Annotated in this window: 21 protein-coding genes; 8 read left to right on the top strand and 13 right to left on the bottom strand. The window is 35.9% G+C overall.

Annotation, left to right across the window (positions count from 1 at the left end):
• Window positions 1-7: 7 nt before the first annotated feature.
• The 5 genes from MHH73_RS04580 to MHH73_RS04560 all read right to left on the bottom strand — a co-directional run bounded on the left by MHH73_RS04580 (window position 8) and on the right by MHH73_RS04560 (window position 3,023).
• Window positions 8-613 carry an ABC-2 transporter permease gene (locus tag MHH73_RS04580; protein WP_341065058.1) on the bottom strand — a complete coding sequence of 202 codons (606 nt, stop codon included), beginning with the start codon at window positions 611-613 and terminating at the stop codon, window positions 8-10.
• Window positions 606-1,475: an ABC transporter ATP-binding protein gene (locus MHH73_RS04575; RefSeq protein ID WP_191815381.1), complete on the bottom strand. Its 870-nt coding sequence runs from the start codon at window positions 1,473-1,475 to the stop codon at window positions 606-608. Before MHH73_RS04575 ends, MHH73_RS04580 begins: the two co-directional genes overlap by 8 nt.
• Window positions 1,476-1,853: a GntR family transcriptional regulator gene (locus tag MHH73_RS04570; RefSeq protein ID WP_191815383.1), complete on the bottom strand. Its 378-nt coding sequence runs from the start codon at window positions 1,851-1,853 to the stop codon at window positions 1,476-1,478.
• Between the two features lie 272 nt (window positions 1,854-2,125).
• Window positions 2,126-2,605 (bottom strand): GNAT family N-acetyltransferase, encoded by a 480-nt coding sequence (locus tag MHH73_RS04565; protein ID WP_341069674.1) that lies wholly within the window; start codon window positions 2,603-2,605, stop codon window positions 2,126-2,128.
• Window positions 2,598-3,023 carry a VOC family protein gene (locus MHH73_RS04560; protein WP_191815385.1) on the bottom strand — a complete coding sequence of 142 codons (426 nt, stop codon included), beginning with the start codon at window positions 3,021-3,023 and terminating at the stop codon, window positions 2,598-2,600. The genes MHH73_RS04565 and MHH73_RS04560 overlap by 8 nt, the downstream gene beginning before the upstream one ends.
• A gap of 137 nt (window positions 3,024-3,160) precedes the next feature.
• Here MHH73_RS04560 and MHH73_RS04555 point away from each other — a divergent pair, with 137 nt between their 5' ends.
• Entirely contained in the window at window positions 3,161-4,021 is an 861-nt protein-coding gene (locus MHH73_RS04555) for a hypothetical protein (RefSeq protein ID WP_341065053.1), read from the top strand.
• 283 nt (window positions 4,022-4,304) lie between these two features.
• Window positions 4,305-5,624 (top strand): alkaline phosphatase, encoded by a 1,320-nt coding sequence (locus MHH73_RS04550; RefSeq protein ID WP_191815391.1) that lies wholly within the window; start codon window positions 4,305-4,307, stop codon window positions 5,622-5,624.
• A 39-nt stretch (window positions 5,625-5,663) separates the two neighbouring features.
• Here the strand turns inward: MHH73_RS04550 and MHH73_RS04545 are convergent, their stop codons facing one another.
• The 6 genes from MHH73_RS04545 to MHH73_RS04520 form a co-directional block, all read right to left on the bottom strand.
• The gene (locus MHH73_RS04545; RefSeq protein WP_191815393.1) at window positions 5,664-6,044 is read right to left on the bottom strand and encodes an SLAP domain-containing protein; all 381 of its coding nucleotides are present in this window, start codon (window positions 6,042-6,044) and stop codon (window positions 5,664-5,666) included.
• A gap of 381 nt (window positions 6,045-6,425) precedes the next feature.
• Window positions 6,426-6,635: a hypothetical protein gene (locus tag MHH73_RS04540; RefSeq protein ID WP_191815395.1), complete on the bottom strand. Its 210-nt coding sequence runs from the start codon at window positions 6,633-6,635 to the stop codon at window positions 6,426-6,428.
• A gap of 268 nt (window positions 6,636-6,903) precedes the next feature.
• A complete protein-coding gene (locus tag MHH73_RS04535; RefSeq protein WP_341065047.1) occupies window positions 6,904-7,764 on the bottom strand; it encodes a helix-turn-helix domain-containing protein in 861 nt (286 codons plus the stop codon).
• Between the two features lie 727 nt (window positions 7,765-8,491).
• Entirely contained in the window at window positions 8,492-8,734 is a 243-nt protein-coding gene (locus MHH73_RS04530) for a hypothetical protein (protein ID WP_341065045.1), read from the bottom strand.
• Between the two features lie 24 nt (window positions 8,735-8,758).
• The gene (locus tag MHH73_RS04525) at window positions 8,759-9,214 is read right to left on the bottom strand and encodes a DUF3888 domain-containing protein (RefSeq protein WP_191815404.1); all 456 of its coding nucleotides are present in this window, start codon (window positions 9,212-9,214) and stop codon (window positions 8,759-8,761) included.
• A gap of 54 nt (window positions 9,215-9,268) precedes the next feature.
• Window positions 9,269-9,685, bottom strand: coding sequence for an NUDIX hydrolase (locus MHH73_RS04520; RefSeq protein WP_341065043.1), 417 nt, complete (start codon window positions 9,683-9,685; stop codon window positions 9,269-9,271).
• A 404-nt stretch (window positions 9,686-10,089) separates the two neighbouring features.
• Here MHH73_RS04520 and MHH73_RS04515 point away from each other — a divergent pair, with 404 nt between their 5' ends.
• From MHH73_RS04515 to MHH73_RS04500, 4 genes are all read left to right on the top strand, one after another.
• Window positions 10,090-10,647, top strand: coding sequence for a copper resistance CopC family protein (locus MHH73_RS04515; protein WP_341065041.1), 558 nt, complete (start codon window positions 10,090-10,092; stop codon window positions 10,645-10,647).
• Between the two features lie 3 nt (window positions 10,648-10,650).
• Complete coding sequence (locus MHH73_RS04510; protein ID WP_341069671.1) at window positions 10,651-11,751, top strand: copper resistance D family protein; 1,101 nt, start codon at window positions 10,651-10,653, stop codon at window positions 11,749-11,751.
• Between the two features lie 314 nt (window positions 11,752-12,065).
• Entirely contained in the window at window positions 12,066-12,350 is a 285-nt protein-coding gene (locus MHH73_RS04505; protein ID WP_191815413.1) for an autorepressor SdpR family transcription factor, read from the top strand.
• Window positions 12,331-12,969, top strand: a complete 639-nt coding sequence (locus MHH73_RS04500) for an SdpI family protein (protein ID WP_191815415.1) — start codon at window positions 12,331-12,333, stop codon at window positions 12,967-12,969. Before MHH73_RS04505 ends, MHH73_RS04500 begins: the two co-directional genes overlap by 20 nt.
• A gap of 271 nt (window positions 12,970-13,240) precedes the next feature.
• Here the strand turns inward: MHH73_RS04500 and MHH73_RS04495 are convergent, their stop codons facing one another.
• On the bottom strand, window positions 13,241-13,837 hold the full coding sequence (locus MHH73_RS04495; protein WP_341065035.1) for a TetR/AcrR family transcriptional regulator: 597 nt from the start codon (window positions 13,835-13,837) through the stop codon (window positions 13,241-13,243).
• Window positions 13,838-13,998: 161 nt separating this feature from the next.
• Between MHH73_RS04495 and MHH73_RS04490 the strand changes: the two genes are divergently transcribed.
• Window positions 13,999-14,751, top strand: coding sequence for an SDR family NAD(P)-dependent oxidoreductase (locus MHH73_RS04490; protein WP_191815419.1), 753 nt, complete (start codon window positions 13,999-14,001; stop codon window positions 14,749-14,751).
• 145 nt (window positions 14,752-14,896) lie between these two features.
• Here MHH73_RS04490 and MHH73_RS04485 read toward each other — a convergent pair whose 3' ends face one another.
• Window positions 14,897-15,319 carry a cytidine deaminase gene (locus MHH73_RS04485; RefSeq protein ID WP_341065032.1) on the bottom strand — a complete coding sequence of 141 codons (423 nt, stop codon included), beginning with the start codon at window positions 15,317-15,319 and terminating at the stop codon, window positions 14,897-14,899.
• 96 nt (window positions 15,320-15,415) lie between these two features.
• On the opposite strand from MHH73_RS04485, the gene MHH73_RS04480 reads away from it, so the two are divergent.
• Complete coding sequence (locus tag MHH73_RS04480; RefSeq protein ID WP_341065030.1) at window positions 15,416-15,937, top strand: topology modulation protein; 522 nt, start codon at window positions 15,416-15,418, stop codon at window positions 15,935-15,937.
• Window positions 15,938-15,946 lie beyond the last annotated feature (9 nt).

Below are 15,946 nucleotides of genomic sequence, written 5' to 3'. Positions count from 1 at the left end.
TTATGAGTTAGAATACTTTTCGACTATAAATAGTCAATGAGATCGCCCAAGAAATCAAATAAACGAAACTCACTAATACAGCGAGGAGCAGTATTTCACTACCATTTAATGAAACTATATACTCAAAAGTAGACATTAAAGTCCCAGCCATATTCAAGTCAAAAATCCTCGCTACTACCATAATTACCCCAAATAACCCAAGTGTACCAATTAATAAATATTGACTCTTAAATTGATAAGAAAACGGAAATAGGAAAGAAATTGCCAACATCACAAGACCGAAAATAAGTAATGTCTCTTTCCAGCCAGTAAACGTCGAATGAACCAAAATATCCCAAGCGAAGACGACCAAAACAACTAACACAGTGTATAAAAGTGTACCAAAATATTTCGAGCTTACGATTTCTTTTCTTGTATATGGCAGGGCATTCAGCATTTTGTTAATCTGCGGTTTTTCATCGAGGGCAAATGCATTCATCGCCAAAGCAATACTGAATATGAGCGCATTCCAGATGCTAGATGTATTTTGTGTTAAGAAGAGGATAAAGATAGGTAGCAATAAAATCATCGTATTCTTCTGTAAAATAAAATCTTTTTTTAGCAAGTTAAACATACGTTTCTGCCCCCTTTTTCGTGTAAAACATTAGATCTTCAATAGATGGTTTTTCCGTGACGACCAAATCACCAAATACGTCATGAATCTTCTTTTTATTAGCTGTTAAAGCTTCAAAACCTGATGAAGATTTGCGGATGCCAATGAACTCTTTTTCCGTATCGCGATCTAATAACTCGATACCACCCTTCACAATGGCATAATCTTCTTCAATGCGAAAAGCTTCTTTTGTAAAGACATGTTCCCCATTATGAATGAATGTAATATAATCCGCTATTTTATCTAAATCCGACGTAATATGGGTTGAGAAAAAGATTGTCTTCGTCCCATCTGCCATGATTTCTTGTAAAATATCTAGTAATTCTCGGCGAAAAACTGGATCTAAGCCAGATGTGGGTTCATCCATAATAATCAGTTCAGCATGATGCGATAATGCAATCGTTAATGAAGTTTTCATTAACATGCCTTTAGAGAATGTCTTAATTTTTTTCTTTAAAGGTAGCTCAAATTTTCTTACATATTCATCAAACAATGCATCATCCCAATTATGATAGGCTGGGCGCAGAAGTTTGCGCAATTGAGCGAGAGTGATATGTTCATAGTAGACATTCTCATCAAAAACAAAGCCAATCCGTTGTTTGATTTCTTTTTCATGTTGTTTATATTCAAGTCCAAAGACCTTCACGACGCCTTTGTCCGGTTGCAGTAAATTCATCATCAACTTAATCGTCGTTGACTTTCCTACTCCGTTTCCCCCGATAAACCCAGTAATAAACCCTTTTTTCACAGTTAGGTTCATGTCAGTTAATTGAAAACTTCCAAGCATTTTATTGACGCCTTGTAACTCAATTACATTCTCCATTTAGTTTTCCTCCCTGTATAGTAATGTAAGTAATTCGATTAATTCAGTAAGCGGAATGCCTATTTCCTTACTATTTTCCACGGCAGATAGTAATTGTTCCTCGATTACCTTCATTTTTCGTTCTTTCATCATTTCGTTATTTTGTTCGGATACGAATGATCCTTTACCAACAACGGAGTAAATAAAGCCATTTTTCTCAAGTTCCTCATAAGCACGCTTCGTTGTAATAACACTGATGCCCAGATCTTTCGCTAGCTGCCGCATAGATGGCAATGCCTCACCTGCCTCAAGCTCCCCTTTTAATATTTGCGTCTTCACTTGGACACAAATTTGTTCATAAATCGGTTCTTTCGATTGATTAGAAATGATTATTTGCATCATTGCCCCTCACCAACATATTGTATATATACTTTATATACAATATACACAAATAAATGAAGGTATGCAATACTTTTTATAAATACAAAAAAGGAAAAGCCTCCCCCACTTAATAGAGCGCTTTTCCTTTCAATAATATGACTATTCAATTACTTTTCCCCAGCCAATATTAAAGGCAACCAACTGAGCCAATCCTTAATTTTATAATCAACTTCTCCATCGCCAATATCACGGCAAAAAATTTTTACTTTACCAATCGTTTAAAAAAGATACTATGAAAGCTGTTTATATAATAACAATTCATCTCGGATGGGAATACCATTACTTGCTACAAATGGTATGGAAGGTTTAATTGTTCGCGCTATCTCTACTGCGTTTGGATAAAGTGATTTTAATACATAGCCACGTTTTTGATAAAAAGATAATGCATGTAGATTATCATTCGTTGTGATGAGTTGAACCGCCTTTGCCCCAAATCCTCTTGCCTTTTCTTCAATAACAAACATTAAACTTGAACCAATCCCCTGTCCTTCATCTACACTGTCTAACGAAATGACTTCACATATTTCTTCATTATGCCTTATGTAAGTCACTAGGCCAACAATCTCACCTTTAGTACCCTTATATACATAGCCATCCAGCTCATCACAATGATAGACGCCAGAGGAGAGAACCATCTCTGTCGTGCCCCAATGTTTTGAAAAAAAATCACTCACTCTTTCTCTATTATTCTCGTTTATCATCTCAATCATAGATGACATCCGTCCTCCTTTGTTTAAACGCCGGACTTAACTCACTCCAAACATCAAATTGATTGCCATTACAATCGCAAAAGATAAAGTTCTTACCCGCATGACCACGATCTTCAATTGCCCCTACCCACACATTTTCCTCTCGAAAAAGGGCATGCAATCTTTCCAGCTCAGCTAGCCCGTCCACTTCAAAAGTAACAGAAAAATGTTCTCTTCCTTCTATGTCAACAAATTGGGAGCGTTCTCCGCTTTCTGCTTTTACTAAAAATATACTTTGATTCGCTAAATCGAGAATGGCTTTATGTTGATCTTGATAATTAACATTTGCACCCAGATGTTGTTGATACCACTTTGCTGATTGTTCCACATCTATTACAGGTAGATAAGTCGTTCCTATTCTTACTACACGTTCCTTCATTTCTTTATCAGCTCCTTCTTGCTAAAATATTCGCCTCTGCTCTGAGATTTCCTTTTCACTTACTGAAAATGGAAGGAATCTAATAGATGAGAAGCGAACACTTTATTAGCATAACAATAATAAGGAGGCAGCATTAGTTGAGAATCGTTGATACAGTTGAAGATTTTGTGAACCATTATCAGCCCACACCCGAATATTTAGATCAGTATTATCATCAATTTCAAGCAGACTATGATGTTTATTTCTCCCATCATTGTTTACATATTGAGACAAAAAAACGAGCCGCATTGAAGAAACACCCACCTAAGCTACCAGAACTTTTATCGATGAGAGACTTATTTCTTGAACACATACCAAAAATACTCCAAAGATATGAAGCGATGTTTGATGTAAATTATACTAAAACAGTCCGTTTGCTCGTCGGCTTATACGGAAGCAATGCCTTTGTGTATCAGCAATATCATCCTGATGTGGCCTTTTGTTTAGAAAAAATCCCCTATAACGAAACTTATATAAAAATTATTATTGCCCATGAGTTTGGACATGTCATGCACCATTTATATAATGACATCTATTCGCAAGATTGGCATCTTGTCAATTGGACTCACCCCTATACATGGCTTTTACAAGAAGGCATCGCAACAACCCTATCCACACTATTAGTAGAAGCACGTTTAGACGAACATTTCGCCTTTGAAGAAGATAGAAAATGGCTAGACTTCGCTCAAAAAAATGAACGTTTGATCGCCACACAGTTTCTTTGTGATATGAGGACTATTAACGACAGTCATACTATTTTTAAAGAATGGTTTTCTATTAACGGCGGGAAAACCTTCAATCAGACCCGCTTAGGCTATTATCTTGGCTATCAAATCGTTAACTCATTATTATCACAGTATGATATAAAAGAAACATTCACCATTTGGAAAGAAGATGACTTTGTTTCTATAATGGAACATGAGCTTAGAAATATGATTATGACAGACAATCGAGTTTAGTAGTGGCTTCCCTCCTACTAATCTCGATCATTATTCATAAGTGTAAATGCCCTTCACACCTCCTTCACGCAACTTTTACATAATTTAGAACAAAAGTGCGATTGCCACAACTGATTCAGTAAGCATCCTTTCCTTTTAACCGTAAAAATCATTCCAAATCACTGTTTTCCGCAACTAATTACCCATTTTTTTCTTCTTTACTCTTTTTTCATCCTCTCTTTATCAACCGTTAAAAATTCGACCTTATAGTTATCTTGTACAAACCATTTAGGGGGGAAGAAACATGTTGAAAAAGACTTGGAAAAAGAAACTATTGTCACTCGCTCTTGTATCTACCATTGCTGTCGGGGGCATCTCTACCGTACTACCTGAACAAGAAGTTGCAGCGAAAGGGAAGCCAAAGGGAAAAGATAAAGCACAAAATGTCATTTTCCTTATTCCTGACGGTTTTTCCGCGGCCTATGCAACAAACTATCGTTGGTACAAAGGTGAGGATACCGTTCTTGACTCGATGAACATCGCGATGCAACGTACATACTCAGCGAACTCCAATATTACAGATTCAGCAGCTGCCGGAACAGCAATGGCAACTGGCGTAAAGACCAATAATGGTATGATAAGCACCGATCCGACTGGTAAAGAACTAAAAACGATATTGGAAGAAACAGAAAGGAAAGGGAAATCATCTGGGCTAGTTGCCACTTCAACGATTACCCATGCGACTCCAGCAGCTTTCGCTTCACATGTCGCTTCCCGTGCAGATGAAGCAGATATTGCCCCTCAATTACTCGACAATGATGTGGATGTTATCTTAGGTGGAGGACAAAAATACTTTACTGACGAATTAATTGATGAAGCAAAAGACGACGGCTACCAATTAGTTACAAATAAAAGAGAATTGGATCGTGTGAAGAAAACGAATAAAGTGCTTGGTTTATTCGCCGAAGAAGGGATGGCCCCGGAACTTGATCGCGAGGGCACACAACAACCTAGTCTAGCAGACATGACAGAAACGGCTATTGATACATTGAAAAAGAATAAAAATGGCTTCTTCTTAATGGTTGAAGGAAGTCAAATTGACTGGGCAGGACATGCAAATGATGCGGCATGGGCAATGAAAGACAGCGAAGCATTTGAAGAAGCTGTCATTGAAGCAATGGATTTCGCTAAGAAAGATGGCAATACGCTTGTTGTTGTAGCGGGTGATCATGATACTGGCGGAATGTCTGTCGGAGGTTATGGTAATGGAAGTGCTAATGTGGAAATGTTACGAGATGTGACGGCTACAGGTGACTATATGGCTTCCAAACTTAATAAGAAACGGACAAACGCTAAGAAAGTGTTAAAAGAATATGCAGCGATTGATTTAACGAAAGCTGAAGTCAAAGCAATCAAAAATGCTGATAATCCAGCTTCTTCTATCAATCAAATCATTTCAGAAAGGGCATCTGTCGGTTGGACAAGCACCGCCCATACAGGAATTGATATCCCCGTTTACACTTATGGCCCAGGGTCAGAACTGTTTACTGGCACAATGGAAAATACAGACTTACCAGTAAACATGGCCAAAGCAATGAAAATTAACTTTAAGCCCGGAAAATAAAAATGAAACAAGCCATCTCCATTCAGATAGAGATGGCTTTTATTCTTCTAAAACTAACCTTCCCACACCCTTTTCAAGTACATCCCCCGCCCCCGGAAATATAAATGTCCATGGCATTGACGTGTTTGGCTCAACAAGCATTTGATTCGTTGTAAAAATATGTTGAGCAAGTCGTGTACCATCTTCGGCTAAATAAAACATATGAGTATGCTCTAAAACAAAAGCCTCTTTCGTTGTATTTTGAATCAGTACTGATATCAATAAGTCCCCTCGATGATTTTTTGCTTGCCAAATAGGGGTAAAATCAATCATTTCCTTATGTAGATGAGGGACAGAACGACTAAAAATCCCCTCAATCTCTTTGCGGTCCTTATCCGATAAAGTAGAGGCCCATTTTTCTTGAAAAACTAATGAATGCATTGCTTCATCCCTTTCCTATTAACTTTATATTAGACATTTAACTGATAGAAGTAAAATGAAACCTTAATTAACATCTGAAGGATTTTAAAATAGAAGGTAGACATTACTGGTAGAAGGTGGTTCAGGTAGTAAGGAATCAACAAGAATAGCCATATATTTACAAGAATTGAACAACGACAACACCATAGATATTCCAAATATCTGCTGTTGTAGTGGGGCATACACTCTCATTCTTGCTAAAAGCCTTCCAAAAAAATAGAGTATAATACTTGGATAATAAAGGGGACTTACTTTGGCTTCCACGCCATACAAAAAGGGAACCACACAAAAATTTGTGTGGTTCTTCAATGAAGACAGATTCATTTGACTAGTTACCGAACATCAATTCACTTTTCTATGTTGCTGATTTAACTTATGGATAATCGTCTGATAAAACTCCACTTTTTCCCTCTGCAACAAAAACATTTGATGATTAGGGTTCTCCTCGTGCATTGGTCGTAAATCATCAAACAGCGTTTTATGAACATTCACAACATCCTTAAGAATATCAATAACGGCATCTAATTCCTTTTCATTCAATCTCTGTGACATAACGAGTCCATCTTTCTATATTTGAATTGAGTTTCTTATTTGAATCAATAGCTAATATTGGGACATAAAGATTCACTTTTCTTTTCTATTAATTATCGATCAAAGCGCAATTGACTACACTATTCATCAACATAACTAAATAATAACCAACAGGTCTCTTATAAAATATAATATTTAAATTGAATAATCCCCCTTCCCACTTTATTCTTCTAAATTAATATTAATGGATAGAAAAGAAACCATTAATCACATGTCATATTTGAAAATTTCATTTTGATAAGCACTTTTCCAAATATTCTTCATGATTAATTGCTAATTCTACAGACCCTAAATCGTACATAATTTGTATAGCCTTTTTACAATGGTCTGTTCCTATAGCGACTTTATTATTTTTTATATCAAAAACTCCTCTAATGAATAATAATTTAGTTTTTTCATAGAATAAATCTTTATTCTTTAAGAAATCTTCTAAGGTCTTTATAAAATAGAGTGAGTCTGTATACCTTTCACCTTCAATACAATATATCAATGCATTTAACAATATTCGTATAACTTCTTGTCTATTTACTCTCAAGTTCATATACATTTTAGTTTTCTTTAGAATCTCTTTTGATAAAATAATCATAGAATCCATAGTTAATAAATTCATCGAATTTCCAAATAATACAATTTCAAAATATCCCCAAGTATCAATAGAAAGTAAATAATCACTTATGTAGGTTCTATCTTCCTGTGAAACACCCTTTGAAGGGTCTAGAGTATGTATAATTGCTCCAATCATAATTGAATTTAATTTATGGTCAGGACTTTTTGTTTGTTTAAATAAATCTAGTTCCTTATTTTTATATTTTTCTAGAAGAATAATATTGTTACTTTCATATGCATCTTTTATATCATCTAATAAAATCTCTTGATCAAGTAACTTATAATCGTTTGCAATAAAAGTAAACTCTTCTATAGTAACATTGATATTATTTAAAAGTGCGTAGAATTTAGATAATGAAATATCCGATTCATCTCTTTCGAATTTAGATAAAAAAGATATGCTTATATCTCCCTGGGCTATATCTTTCAATGAAAGGTTCTTAGCAATACGCATTGATCTAAAAACATGTCCTAATTTTTTCATACAGACCCTCCGATTTTCATATATGACAAAAAACAGGCATTATTACATATTTTATTCTATCATTTATTAGGAATAAAATCATATGAAGGTGGTGTGATATATGTTAAGAATAATGAAGAATCTTTTAGTAAGTAGCTTAGGAATCACTATCATCATTGGTGCCCAATCAATCACAACGGTATTATAATTCGAGTTAATCCCCCTTTCCATACGGAAAGGGGTTTCTATTCCGCCCCTGGAAATTTTTTCGTAAATTATAGTCAATATTTATGGCATTTAATATTATGCAAACCTAAACGAAATTTTATAGTTCTTTAGAATTACTACTTACATATTTCCACTTCCGGTAAATAATCTTGAGTCCCTTTTACATTTCGTTCGTGCATTTTCTTCATGCCTCATTCTCCTTTTTTTATAATAAAAAAACCGCACTTGATATAAGTGTGAACTTAATCAAATACGGTTGAATGGAAAATAGCCTTCCTATTTACGATTTTTTCAGATCGAAATAGCAAAGCTAGGTTTTATGATGATGAAATTGTGAAAATGAGCATTCATTATTTATAGGCATCATTCTTCACCTCAATTTTCTCATTATTCTATCATCTATTCCTTCATTTATCAAATCAGATTGGCTGAATTATTTTTTTCTTATAGATAGTGATCAAAATAAAACTTAGTAAATATAATAACCAAGCGAAACCAGCTATAGCGAAGATTCCAGGGGTTAAGGCAAAATAAAGTGAGCACGGCAATGACCAAATAACTGCAATGAGCATGAAGAAATGATTCGAGACCCTAATAATATCATAATGAACAAAGCAGGGAGTGCCAACAAGAAGAATGTTAATAATGCTGTATCTATTCCAACAAAAGCAGAAGAATAAGGGTTAAAAAAAGTAAACATCGCCCAAATTAGCATATTCATTAATCCCGCTGTGAATCCGACCACTCTAGACATCTTTTTCAACCCAATCGCCTCTCTTCCATTGAATTAACTCTCTTCATACACAGCCTCTCTATGTTTATAATCTAATAACTCAACTTCCGTAGATGCCAAGCTCTTATTATTTTTCTGTGTTTGTAAGGATTGAGGTGAAATACCAAAAGTAATCGTATCAACACCCAATTGAGTAGACTCATTATAATCATATGGTAAAACCGTTAAACTAATCAGAAAAGAATGGCCCATTTCATTACCTTTCTTCCGTTGCTTTATTTCTACAACGTTATAGTCTTTTGCCTGCCAGTCAAATTGGATAACCGTCTCCTTTTTATAATAATCATCGGCAGCATTCCTTACCTCTTCATTTAAAATAGCGAATACAAAATGATTCACCACTTGCTCCCTATTTTTGGCATCATGTTTATATTCTTCGGCATGTGCCTTTTCAAGACTTACATGGCAAGCGAGGAAATATATAAGCAGTAAGATGGCGAATTTTTTCATAAAATACATCTCCTTTTTAACATTTTTTGCCACAGGAGATTATTTTATACGAAACTAATTTTCCTCAAAATAATAAAGGGCAGATTGTTTTAATAAGTAGCGAATACCCTTTTGATGATAAGGCATCCAAGACTCCGCTTCTGCAATGCTCATCCATCTCACCTCTTCGATCGTCTCCGTATCATTTATTTCAATCTCTCCACCTATGATTTTCGCCTTAAACGTAAAGAAGATGGCATGAAAATTTTCCTTTTCCATAAAGGCCTCATTAATCGCAACAATATCACCCACTTCAATATCCAAACCTGTTTCTTCTTTCGCTTCTCTAATTGCTGCCTCTAGTAAGGTTTCGCCTTTCTCTATCCCTCCACCAGGTGGGGACCAATTATTATGTTTACTATTCTTTACCATTAAGATATTTTCTTCGTTTTCATCGACAATCATTGAATAAGCTACATCTACTCGATTCATTACTCTCCCCCTTTTTTTGAATACTTTTATAATTAAGATTTTAACGGTGAAAGTTTATGTAAACAACATTTTTGAATGTATGGTAAAATACATTAGGGTTTTTATGGAAATACAAAAGAGATTCGACATACAACCTAAGTATTTAGTTACAGAATATTTACATACAAATTCCTTATTTTCCACACATTAATGTCATGAATCTTACATTTTTTCTACATTGGTGTTCTTCTTTCTAGTTAATTGTGTTTAATCGTTATGTGAAGGGCAAAGTCTATAATAACTTTAGTCATAACAGCATTGCTTAAGAAGTCACAAAAACGACACCAATCGTACACAGGCAAAAGGTTGTATCTCCTTTCCCAATTTAGTACGCTAATTACGAAAATAGTTTTGGAGGTTATGAGATGAAAAAATTATCTATGCTACTGTTCGTAGTGACAATTTTATTTATTAGCACAAACACTGCTTTCGCACATACTCATTTAGACAGTTCAAACCCTGAAGATGGTGCGACTGTTACGGAATCAATAGATACGATTCAATTATATTTTGATACCGTTATTGAAGATAACGCTTCTTTGCAAATTGAAAATAGTGAAGGGGAAGTGGTCGAAGCGAGTGACATCACTGTTAATGAAGATGAGTTAATCGCTACTTTCTCCGAACCGATCGCTAATGGTAATTATACGGTAAGCTGGGAAATCATCGGAGTAGATGGCCATATTATGCAAGAATCTTATGGTTTTGCAGTCAATGTACCTGAAGAAGAGGTAGAAGAAGATACAGAGGAAATTGCTCCATATACAGAAAATGAGGAGCCAACTGTCGAAGAAGACGAGACAACACCATCCAACGACGCAGCGGATGAAACAGAATCAAACTCAAACGGATTATTGATTGGTATCATTCTTGTTGCCATTGTTGCGATTATTGCCATTTTCTTATTAAAAAGGAAAAAATAATTGATGTTTTTTATAACCATTTTGAGTGAGGCACTTCTCTATTTATGTTTTGCTCTCCTTGCAGGCACCTTTATTTTACGATGGGTGCCTGCAAATGCTAAGCCACCTGTAAATGTATCCATATCAATACAATTAGTGGCAACAATGGGGATTGCCTTATTATCTTTCATTCCCTTAATACAATTAGTTACACATCTCGCTAAAATGGATGGTCTGGGTTCGGCAATTGAAAATATATTACTCAGTTTCCGCGTAGGGAATGCATGGCTTTTCACATTCATCATTTGTATCGTCCTGGCCTTTTACATTACCCTTTTTGGTGAGGATAGAAGAAAAGTTTCCATTATTGGAGAAATGTTTCTTCTCTTCCTTCTTACCATCGGTGTCGCCTGGTCAAGTCACGCTGGCAGTATGCAAGGCGTTTATGGTATAGGAATCCATGCCATTCATTTGATTGCCGTTTCTGCTTGGGCAGGAGTATTACTCGTCGTATCCTGGTTTTCCCGGCAAATAACTAGTTGGGTGCATTTTCTAAAGTGGTTCCATCCAACAGCCATTATCTGCTTTTTACTGATTGTTTTAAGTGGTATTCTTCTAACGAATGTGACGACTGCTGAAACAGATTATCAAGATGCATTATTGGTCTCATATGGTCAAGGTCTATTGCTCAAACAGCTTTTTGTTATTCCTTTAACTTTATTCGCTTTGATCAATGGGTTTTGGATGAAACACCGCCTAAAAAGAGAGCCTTCGTTCAACCCGAAACCATGGGTTCGCGCAGAATTTCTTATCATAACCATTATCTTTATCCTTACAGGTATGTTTAATGAGCAGTCTCCCCCAATGAACATCGACAATCTCATTGTTCATAGTGGCTATGCACCGATATTAGATTTGTTCTATCAAGGAACACTTGAAGGAATGAAAGTTTCATTCCTTTTCAATGAAGCTAGCATTATATTCGGTATCATTGCCCTCAGCTGCCTTGGTGGCAGTTTAATCCTCTTTAAAATGAAACAACATGTTGCACTTTCGTTTTTAGCTTCTGTTTTATTTGTATTAATGGCATACTTCGCAATGATACAAAGCATCGTCGTTAATTAACACTGCAACTATCTGTAACACGAAAAAATGTTGGTTTAACATGAACATTTTTTCGTGTTTTTTTAACCGTTTCTTTCAATACTATATCGTTTAAGGGATTACCAACGATTGTCCCCTTTTCAATAATGAATTGACTACATTGCCCCCTTTTACATCAATGATCTATACATTCAATATTAGTTGACGAATATTCCTAAACTAAGAGCCCAACCCAAACCTATTTAGAAATTTTTCGAAACAGATAGTGATTTTTTACATATCATGTTATATAATCTATTTAGAGATATTTCTAAATAGATTAAAGAGGTGTTATCGTGGGGTTTCCAGAAACATTTAAAGCTCTTTCAGACCCTGTACGCAGAGAGATTCTTGTCTTACTGAAAGATAAAAAGCTATCTGCCGGTGAGATTGGAAAGCATTTCGAAATGACAGGAGCAACCATTTCTTATCACTTATCACAGCTAAAAAAGGCAGACCTTATACTTGAAAGCAAGTATAAAAACTTTATTTACTACGAATTGAATATTTCCGTATTTGAAGAAATCATGCTGTGGTTTACACAATTTGGAGGGAAAGAAAATGACAAAAAAAATGAATAAGACACTTGTGATTACGACGTTGCTTTGTTTACTCCCTATTATTCCTGGCTTGATTGTATATCCTGATTTACCTGATCAAATCGCTATCCATTGGAATACAGCAGGTGAAGCTGATAATTTTGCCCATAAAGCCATTGCTGTGTGGGGGTTGCCTTTATTAATGGCCACCATTCACTTATTTACTATTCTTATGACTAATAATGACCCAAAGAAAGAAAATACCGCTAAAGCATTTAAGCAATTAATCATATGGTTAATTCCAATTATGACGCTTATCATCGTACCCCTCACCTTATTCAAAGCACTTGGCTATGACATCCGCATTGAAACGATTGCGCCTATACTGGTAGGACTCATTATTATCATTTGTGGTAATTATATGCCAAAAACCAAGCAAAACTTCACGGTAGGAATCAAGTTACCATGGACACTGACAAGTGAGGAGAATTGGAATAAGACTCACCGATTAGCTGGTTATTTATGGATTATTGGTGGTCTTGGTATTATACTCACTGGGTTTATCAACTTTTCTCCGGTTGTCATCATGATTATTTTAATTGTGATGATTGTCATCATACCGACTGTTTACTCTTTTGTACTTTATAAAAAAGGGGAATAAGCAAAACAAAAGCCTTCTCCTAAAGAGTAAGGCTTTTGTTTATTTTATTTCAAAGCTGATGGATATTCGAACAAATTCACAGCAAATACTATTGGACAACCGAAGGAAATAAGAGACAAAAGTTCCTCATCTTAATCTATCAACAATCTGATCCAAATATAATTGCTTGGCTATTCGTTTCATAGTTGTTGTTAAGAAGATTATTCTCTAATAGCTAATGAATTGGCATTAAGTTTGATTAGTTATTATTATTATCCCTAATTCTGAGTTTTTAAGTACCGTTTTCTGTTTTTATATAAAACGGTCCCTTCGCCGCAATCAATGTCAATTCCTCTGCAAGCTTTTGTGATGAAATAGGAAATTCCTCTTCTAGCCACCATACGATGGATCCAATCGTACCGCTTAAAATATGAACTTCCCTTACTTTTCTCTCTGATGCGCTTAAGGCAGGGGTTTGTGTGACCGTACCAAAACCTTGATTAGTAAATTTAATCATCCATTCTCTTAAAGCTACTGTAAATAATGGCAAACGATGCTCAACTAATAAGCAATGATAAAGGACTTGCTCGCTTTTAATGTATTCTAATAATTGCACTAAACCTGGATAAGGCTCTTGAAGTGATTTATGTTCCGGAAGAGAAGGGACACTATTTACGAGTTCCGACCATTGTTGGAAAAGGCGATGAACGTAATAGTTAACAAAAGCTTGTAAATCGGCAAAATGTAAATAAAAGGTCGTGCGGTTAATTTTCGCAGCTTCCGTCAACCTCTTTATATTGATCTGTTCGATGGGATCTGATTGTAATAAATCCTCAAACCCTTCGCACAACAAATCAAAAGTTTGTAGCACCCTTGGGTCTTTTGTCACGAAATCACCCTCCTCAACACATACTTTATTTATGTCTATCTTCTTAGAAAATAAGGTTTCTTTGTACCTAACATCATCTCAAATAGTTTATCATTTAAATAGACAAGGTGTCTAACACTGAACTTGTCGACCAATTTTATTACGCAAAAGGGGATGTTTGTATGAGTAAGAAAACAGCGGTTATTACTGGTGCAGGTGGAGGAATCGGACGCGCTTCTGCGATGAAATTAGCAGAAGATGGGTTCAACTTAGTTATCGTTGACTTCAATGAAACAATTGCCAATGAAACACTCGATTTAGTAAAAGAAAAAGGGGCGGAAGCCATTTTCGTTAAAGCAGATGTATCCAATGCGGATGATGTTAATCATTATGTTCAAAAAGCAGTTGATACTTTCGGCACGATTGATGTATTTTTCAATAACGCTGGGGTTGTACAAAAATTCTCGATGTTCACTGATATCGAAGAAGCCGAATTCGACCGAGTGATGAATATTAATACTAAAGGGGTATTCCTTGGAATGAAAGCGGTTTTAAAAGTAATGGAACAACAAGGCCATGGACATATCATCAATACCGCCTCTACTGCAGGCGTACGTTCTGAGCATAGTGCGGCAGCATACTCTGCTAGTAAACATGCTGTAGTCGGTTTAACAAAAGGGGCTGCACTCGAATATGTGTCAAAAGGGATCCGTGTAAACGCCATCTGCCCAGGTGGCGTAGCCACTCCGCTAACAAAAGGGGTGGAAGAACAAATGAAAACAACTGGTTATGTACCTGCTGAAATCAGTGTGATGCGTATGGGTAGATATTCTGAACCTCAAGAAATCGCAAACGTGGTAAGCTTCTTAGCTTCTGATGCATCAAGCTACATGACTGGGACAACAGTGATGGTTGATGGTGGTCTGACACTATAATTTTTCACAATAAACCACACCTTTGCATAAAATCAATTTTAAATATGATTTTATGGAGGGGGTGGTTTTATTACTACTTGCAAGCGAAAAATGGTTCATTTGTTTATATTCATATCATAAAATATAATCAATACCACTTTCAGCTTTATCCATTAAACTTCTCGATTTCCTCAGCTGGATAAGCATTTGTCCAATGATATGGTTGTAGTTCTCCAAGAGGAACAAACTTAAGTTTTTCTTCTTTTGTCGTTACGCCTACTTTCATTTCATGTCCCCAATAGCGTAAACGTTCTTGGCAAATCCCACATGGTGAAAGGACTTTGAAAGGGCTGTCCTCATTATCACGGACTACACATAAACAATGAGTTACATTTACATTCAATTTGTGGGCTTCACAAATAGCGCCAACTTCAATACACAATTCTGTACTCGCATTAAACGTTTCCGGGGCCACGCTAATTAGATAGCGGTCATCCCCTGTATGAATCACAGCAGCCCCGCCCCACCCTTTAGGATATCTCTCTTCAATAAATGCGATGGCTCGACTGTACATTTCCTCTTCTATCATTCTCTTCCCTCCTATTGACAGTTACTTTCATTTTAAAGGAAAATGAAGCTCTATGCGTAGCATTAAGATTGTTTTTATTGAAGAGGAGCGTGTCGGATGAAAAAAATTATGGTTATTGGTATATCTGCAGGCGTTGGCAAGTCCACCTTTGCTAGGAAACTCGGCGAGAAGCTACAAATAAATGTCCATCACCTTGATACCTTATACTGGCTACCAAATTGGCAAGCATCGTCAGAAGAACGATTCATTCACCTTCAACAAGACATAGCAAAGCAACCTGTATGGATTATTGAAGGTAATTACACCGGTACCTTCTCTATCAGAACAGCAGAAGCAGATACAATCATTTATTTAGAACTTCTCCTCCTCACCTGTCTCTACCGGATAGTAAAGCGCCGTATTCAATTTCATAAAAAATCTAGACCTGATATGACTAATGGCTGCCAAGAGAAAATAGACTGGGCCTTCATAAAATTTGTTGTATCAACCTATTATAGAAGGAAGAAAAAAATGTATGAACGGTTTCGGACATTAAAAAAAGAAAAGCCTGAGTTAAAAGTAGTCATACTTAGAAATAACGGGGAGATGGAGGCGTATTTAGCAAATAAATCACTCTAGAGTTTATTA

This window comes from Cytobacillus sp. FSL K6-0265, assembly GCF_038003465.1.
GTDB lineage: Bacteria > Bacillota > Bacilli > Bacillales > Cytobacillaceae > Cytobacillus > Cytobacillus stercorigallinarum.
This window is presented reverse-complemented; position numbering and strand designations above follow the sequence as displayed.

What these genes read in the sequence shown, in the direction of transcription:
- MHH73_RS04575 (WP_191815381.1), bottom strand. Translation starts at nt 1,475, where the DNA reads ATGGAGAATGTAATTGAGTTACAAGGCGTCAATAAAATGCTTGGAAGT.
- MHH73_RS04545 (WP_191815393.1), bottom strand. Translation starts at nt 6,044, where the DNA reads ATGCATTCATTAGTTTTTCAAGAAAAATGGGCCTCTACTTTATCGGAT.
- MHH73_RS04560 (WP_191815385.1), bottom strand. Translation starts at nt 3,023, where the DNA reads ATGAAGGAACGTGTAGTAAGAATAGGAACGACTTATCTACCTGTAATA.
- MHH73_RS04570 (WP_191815383.1), bottom strand. Translation starts at nt 1,853, where the DNA reads ATGCAAATAATCATTTCTAATCAATCGAAAGAACCGATTTATGAACAA.
- MHH73_RS04500 (WP_191815415.1), top strand. Translation starts at nt 12,331, where the DNA reads ATGACAAAAAAAATGAATAAGACACTTGTGATTACGACGTTGCTTTGT.
- MHH73_RS04550 (WP_191815391.1), top strand. Translation starts at nt 4,305, where the DNA reads ATGTTGAAAAAGACTTGGAAAAAGAAACTATTGTCACTCGCTCTTGTA.
- MHH73_RS04480 (WP_341065030.1), top strand. Translation starts at nt 15,416, where the DNA reads ATGAAAAAAATTATGGTTATTGGTATATCTGCAGGCGTTGGCAAGTCC.
- MHH73_RS04510 (WP_341069671.1), top strand. Translation starts at nt 10,651, where the DNA reads ATGTTTTTTATAACCATTTTGAGTGAGGCACTTCTCTATTTATGTTTT.
- MHH73_RS04565 (WP_341069674.1), bottom strand. Translation starts at nt 2,605, where the DNA reads ATGATTGAGATGATAAACGAGAATAATAGAGAAAGAGTGAGTGATTTT.
- MHH73_RS04520 (WP_341065043.1), bottom strand. Translation starts at nt 9,685, where the DNA reads ATGAATCGAGTAGATGTAGCTTATTCAATGATTGTCGATGAAAACGAA.
- MHH73_RS04535 (WP_341065047.1), bottom strand. Translation starts at nt 7,764, where the DNA reads ATGAAAAAATTAGGACATGTTTTTAGATCAATGCGTATTGCTAAGAAC.
- MHH73_RS04485 (WP_341065032.1), bottom strand. Translation starts at nt 15,319, where the DNA reads ATGATAGAAGAGGAAATGTACAGTCGAGCCATCGCATTTATTGAAGAG.
- MHH73_RS04525 (WP_191815404.1), bottom strand. Translation starts at nt 9,214, where the DNA reads ATGAAAAAATTCGCCATCTTACTGCTTATATATTTCCTCGCTTGCCAT.
- MHH73_RS04580 (WP_341065058.1), bottom strand. Translation starts at nt 613, where the DNA reads ATGTTTAACTTGCTAAAAAAAGATTTTATTTTACAGAAGAATACGATG.
- MHH73_RS04490 (WP_191815419.1), top strand. Translation starts at nt 13,999, where the DNA reads ATGAGTAAGAAAACAGCGGTTATTACTGGTGCAGGTGGAGGAATCGGA.
- MHH73_RS04515 (WP_341065041.1), top strand. Translation starts at nt 10,090, where the DNA reads ATGAAAAAATTATCTATGCTACTGTTCGTAGTGACAATTTTATTTATT.
- MHH73_RS04540 (WP_191815395.1), bottom strand. Translation starts at nt 6,635, where the DNA reads ATGTCACAGAGATTGAATGAAAAGGAATTAGATGCCGTTATTGATATT.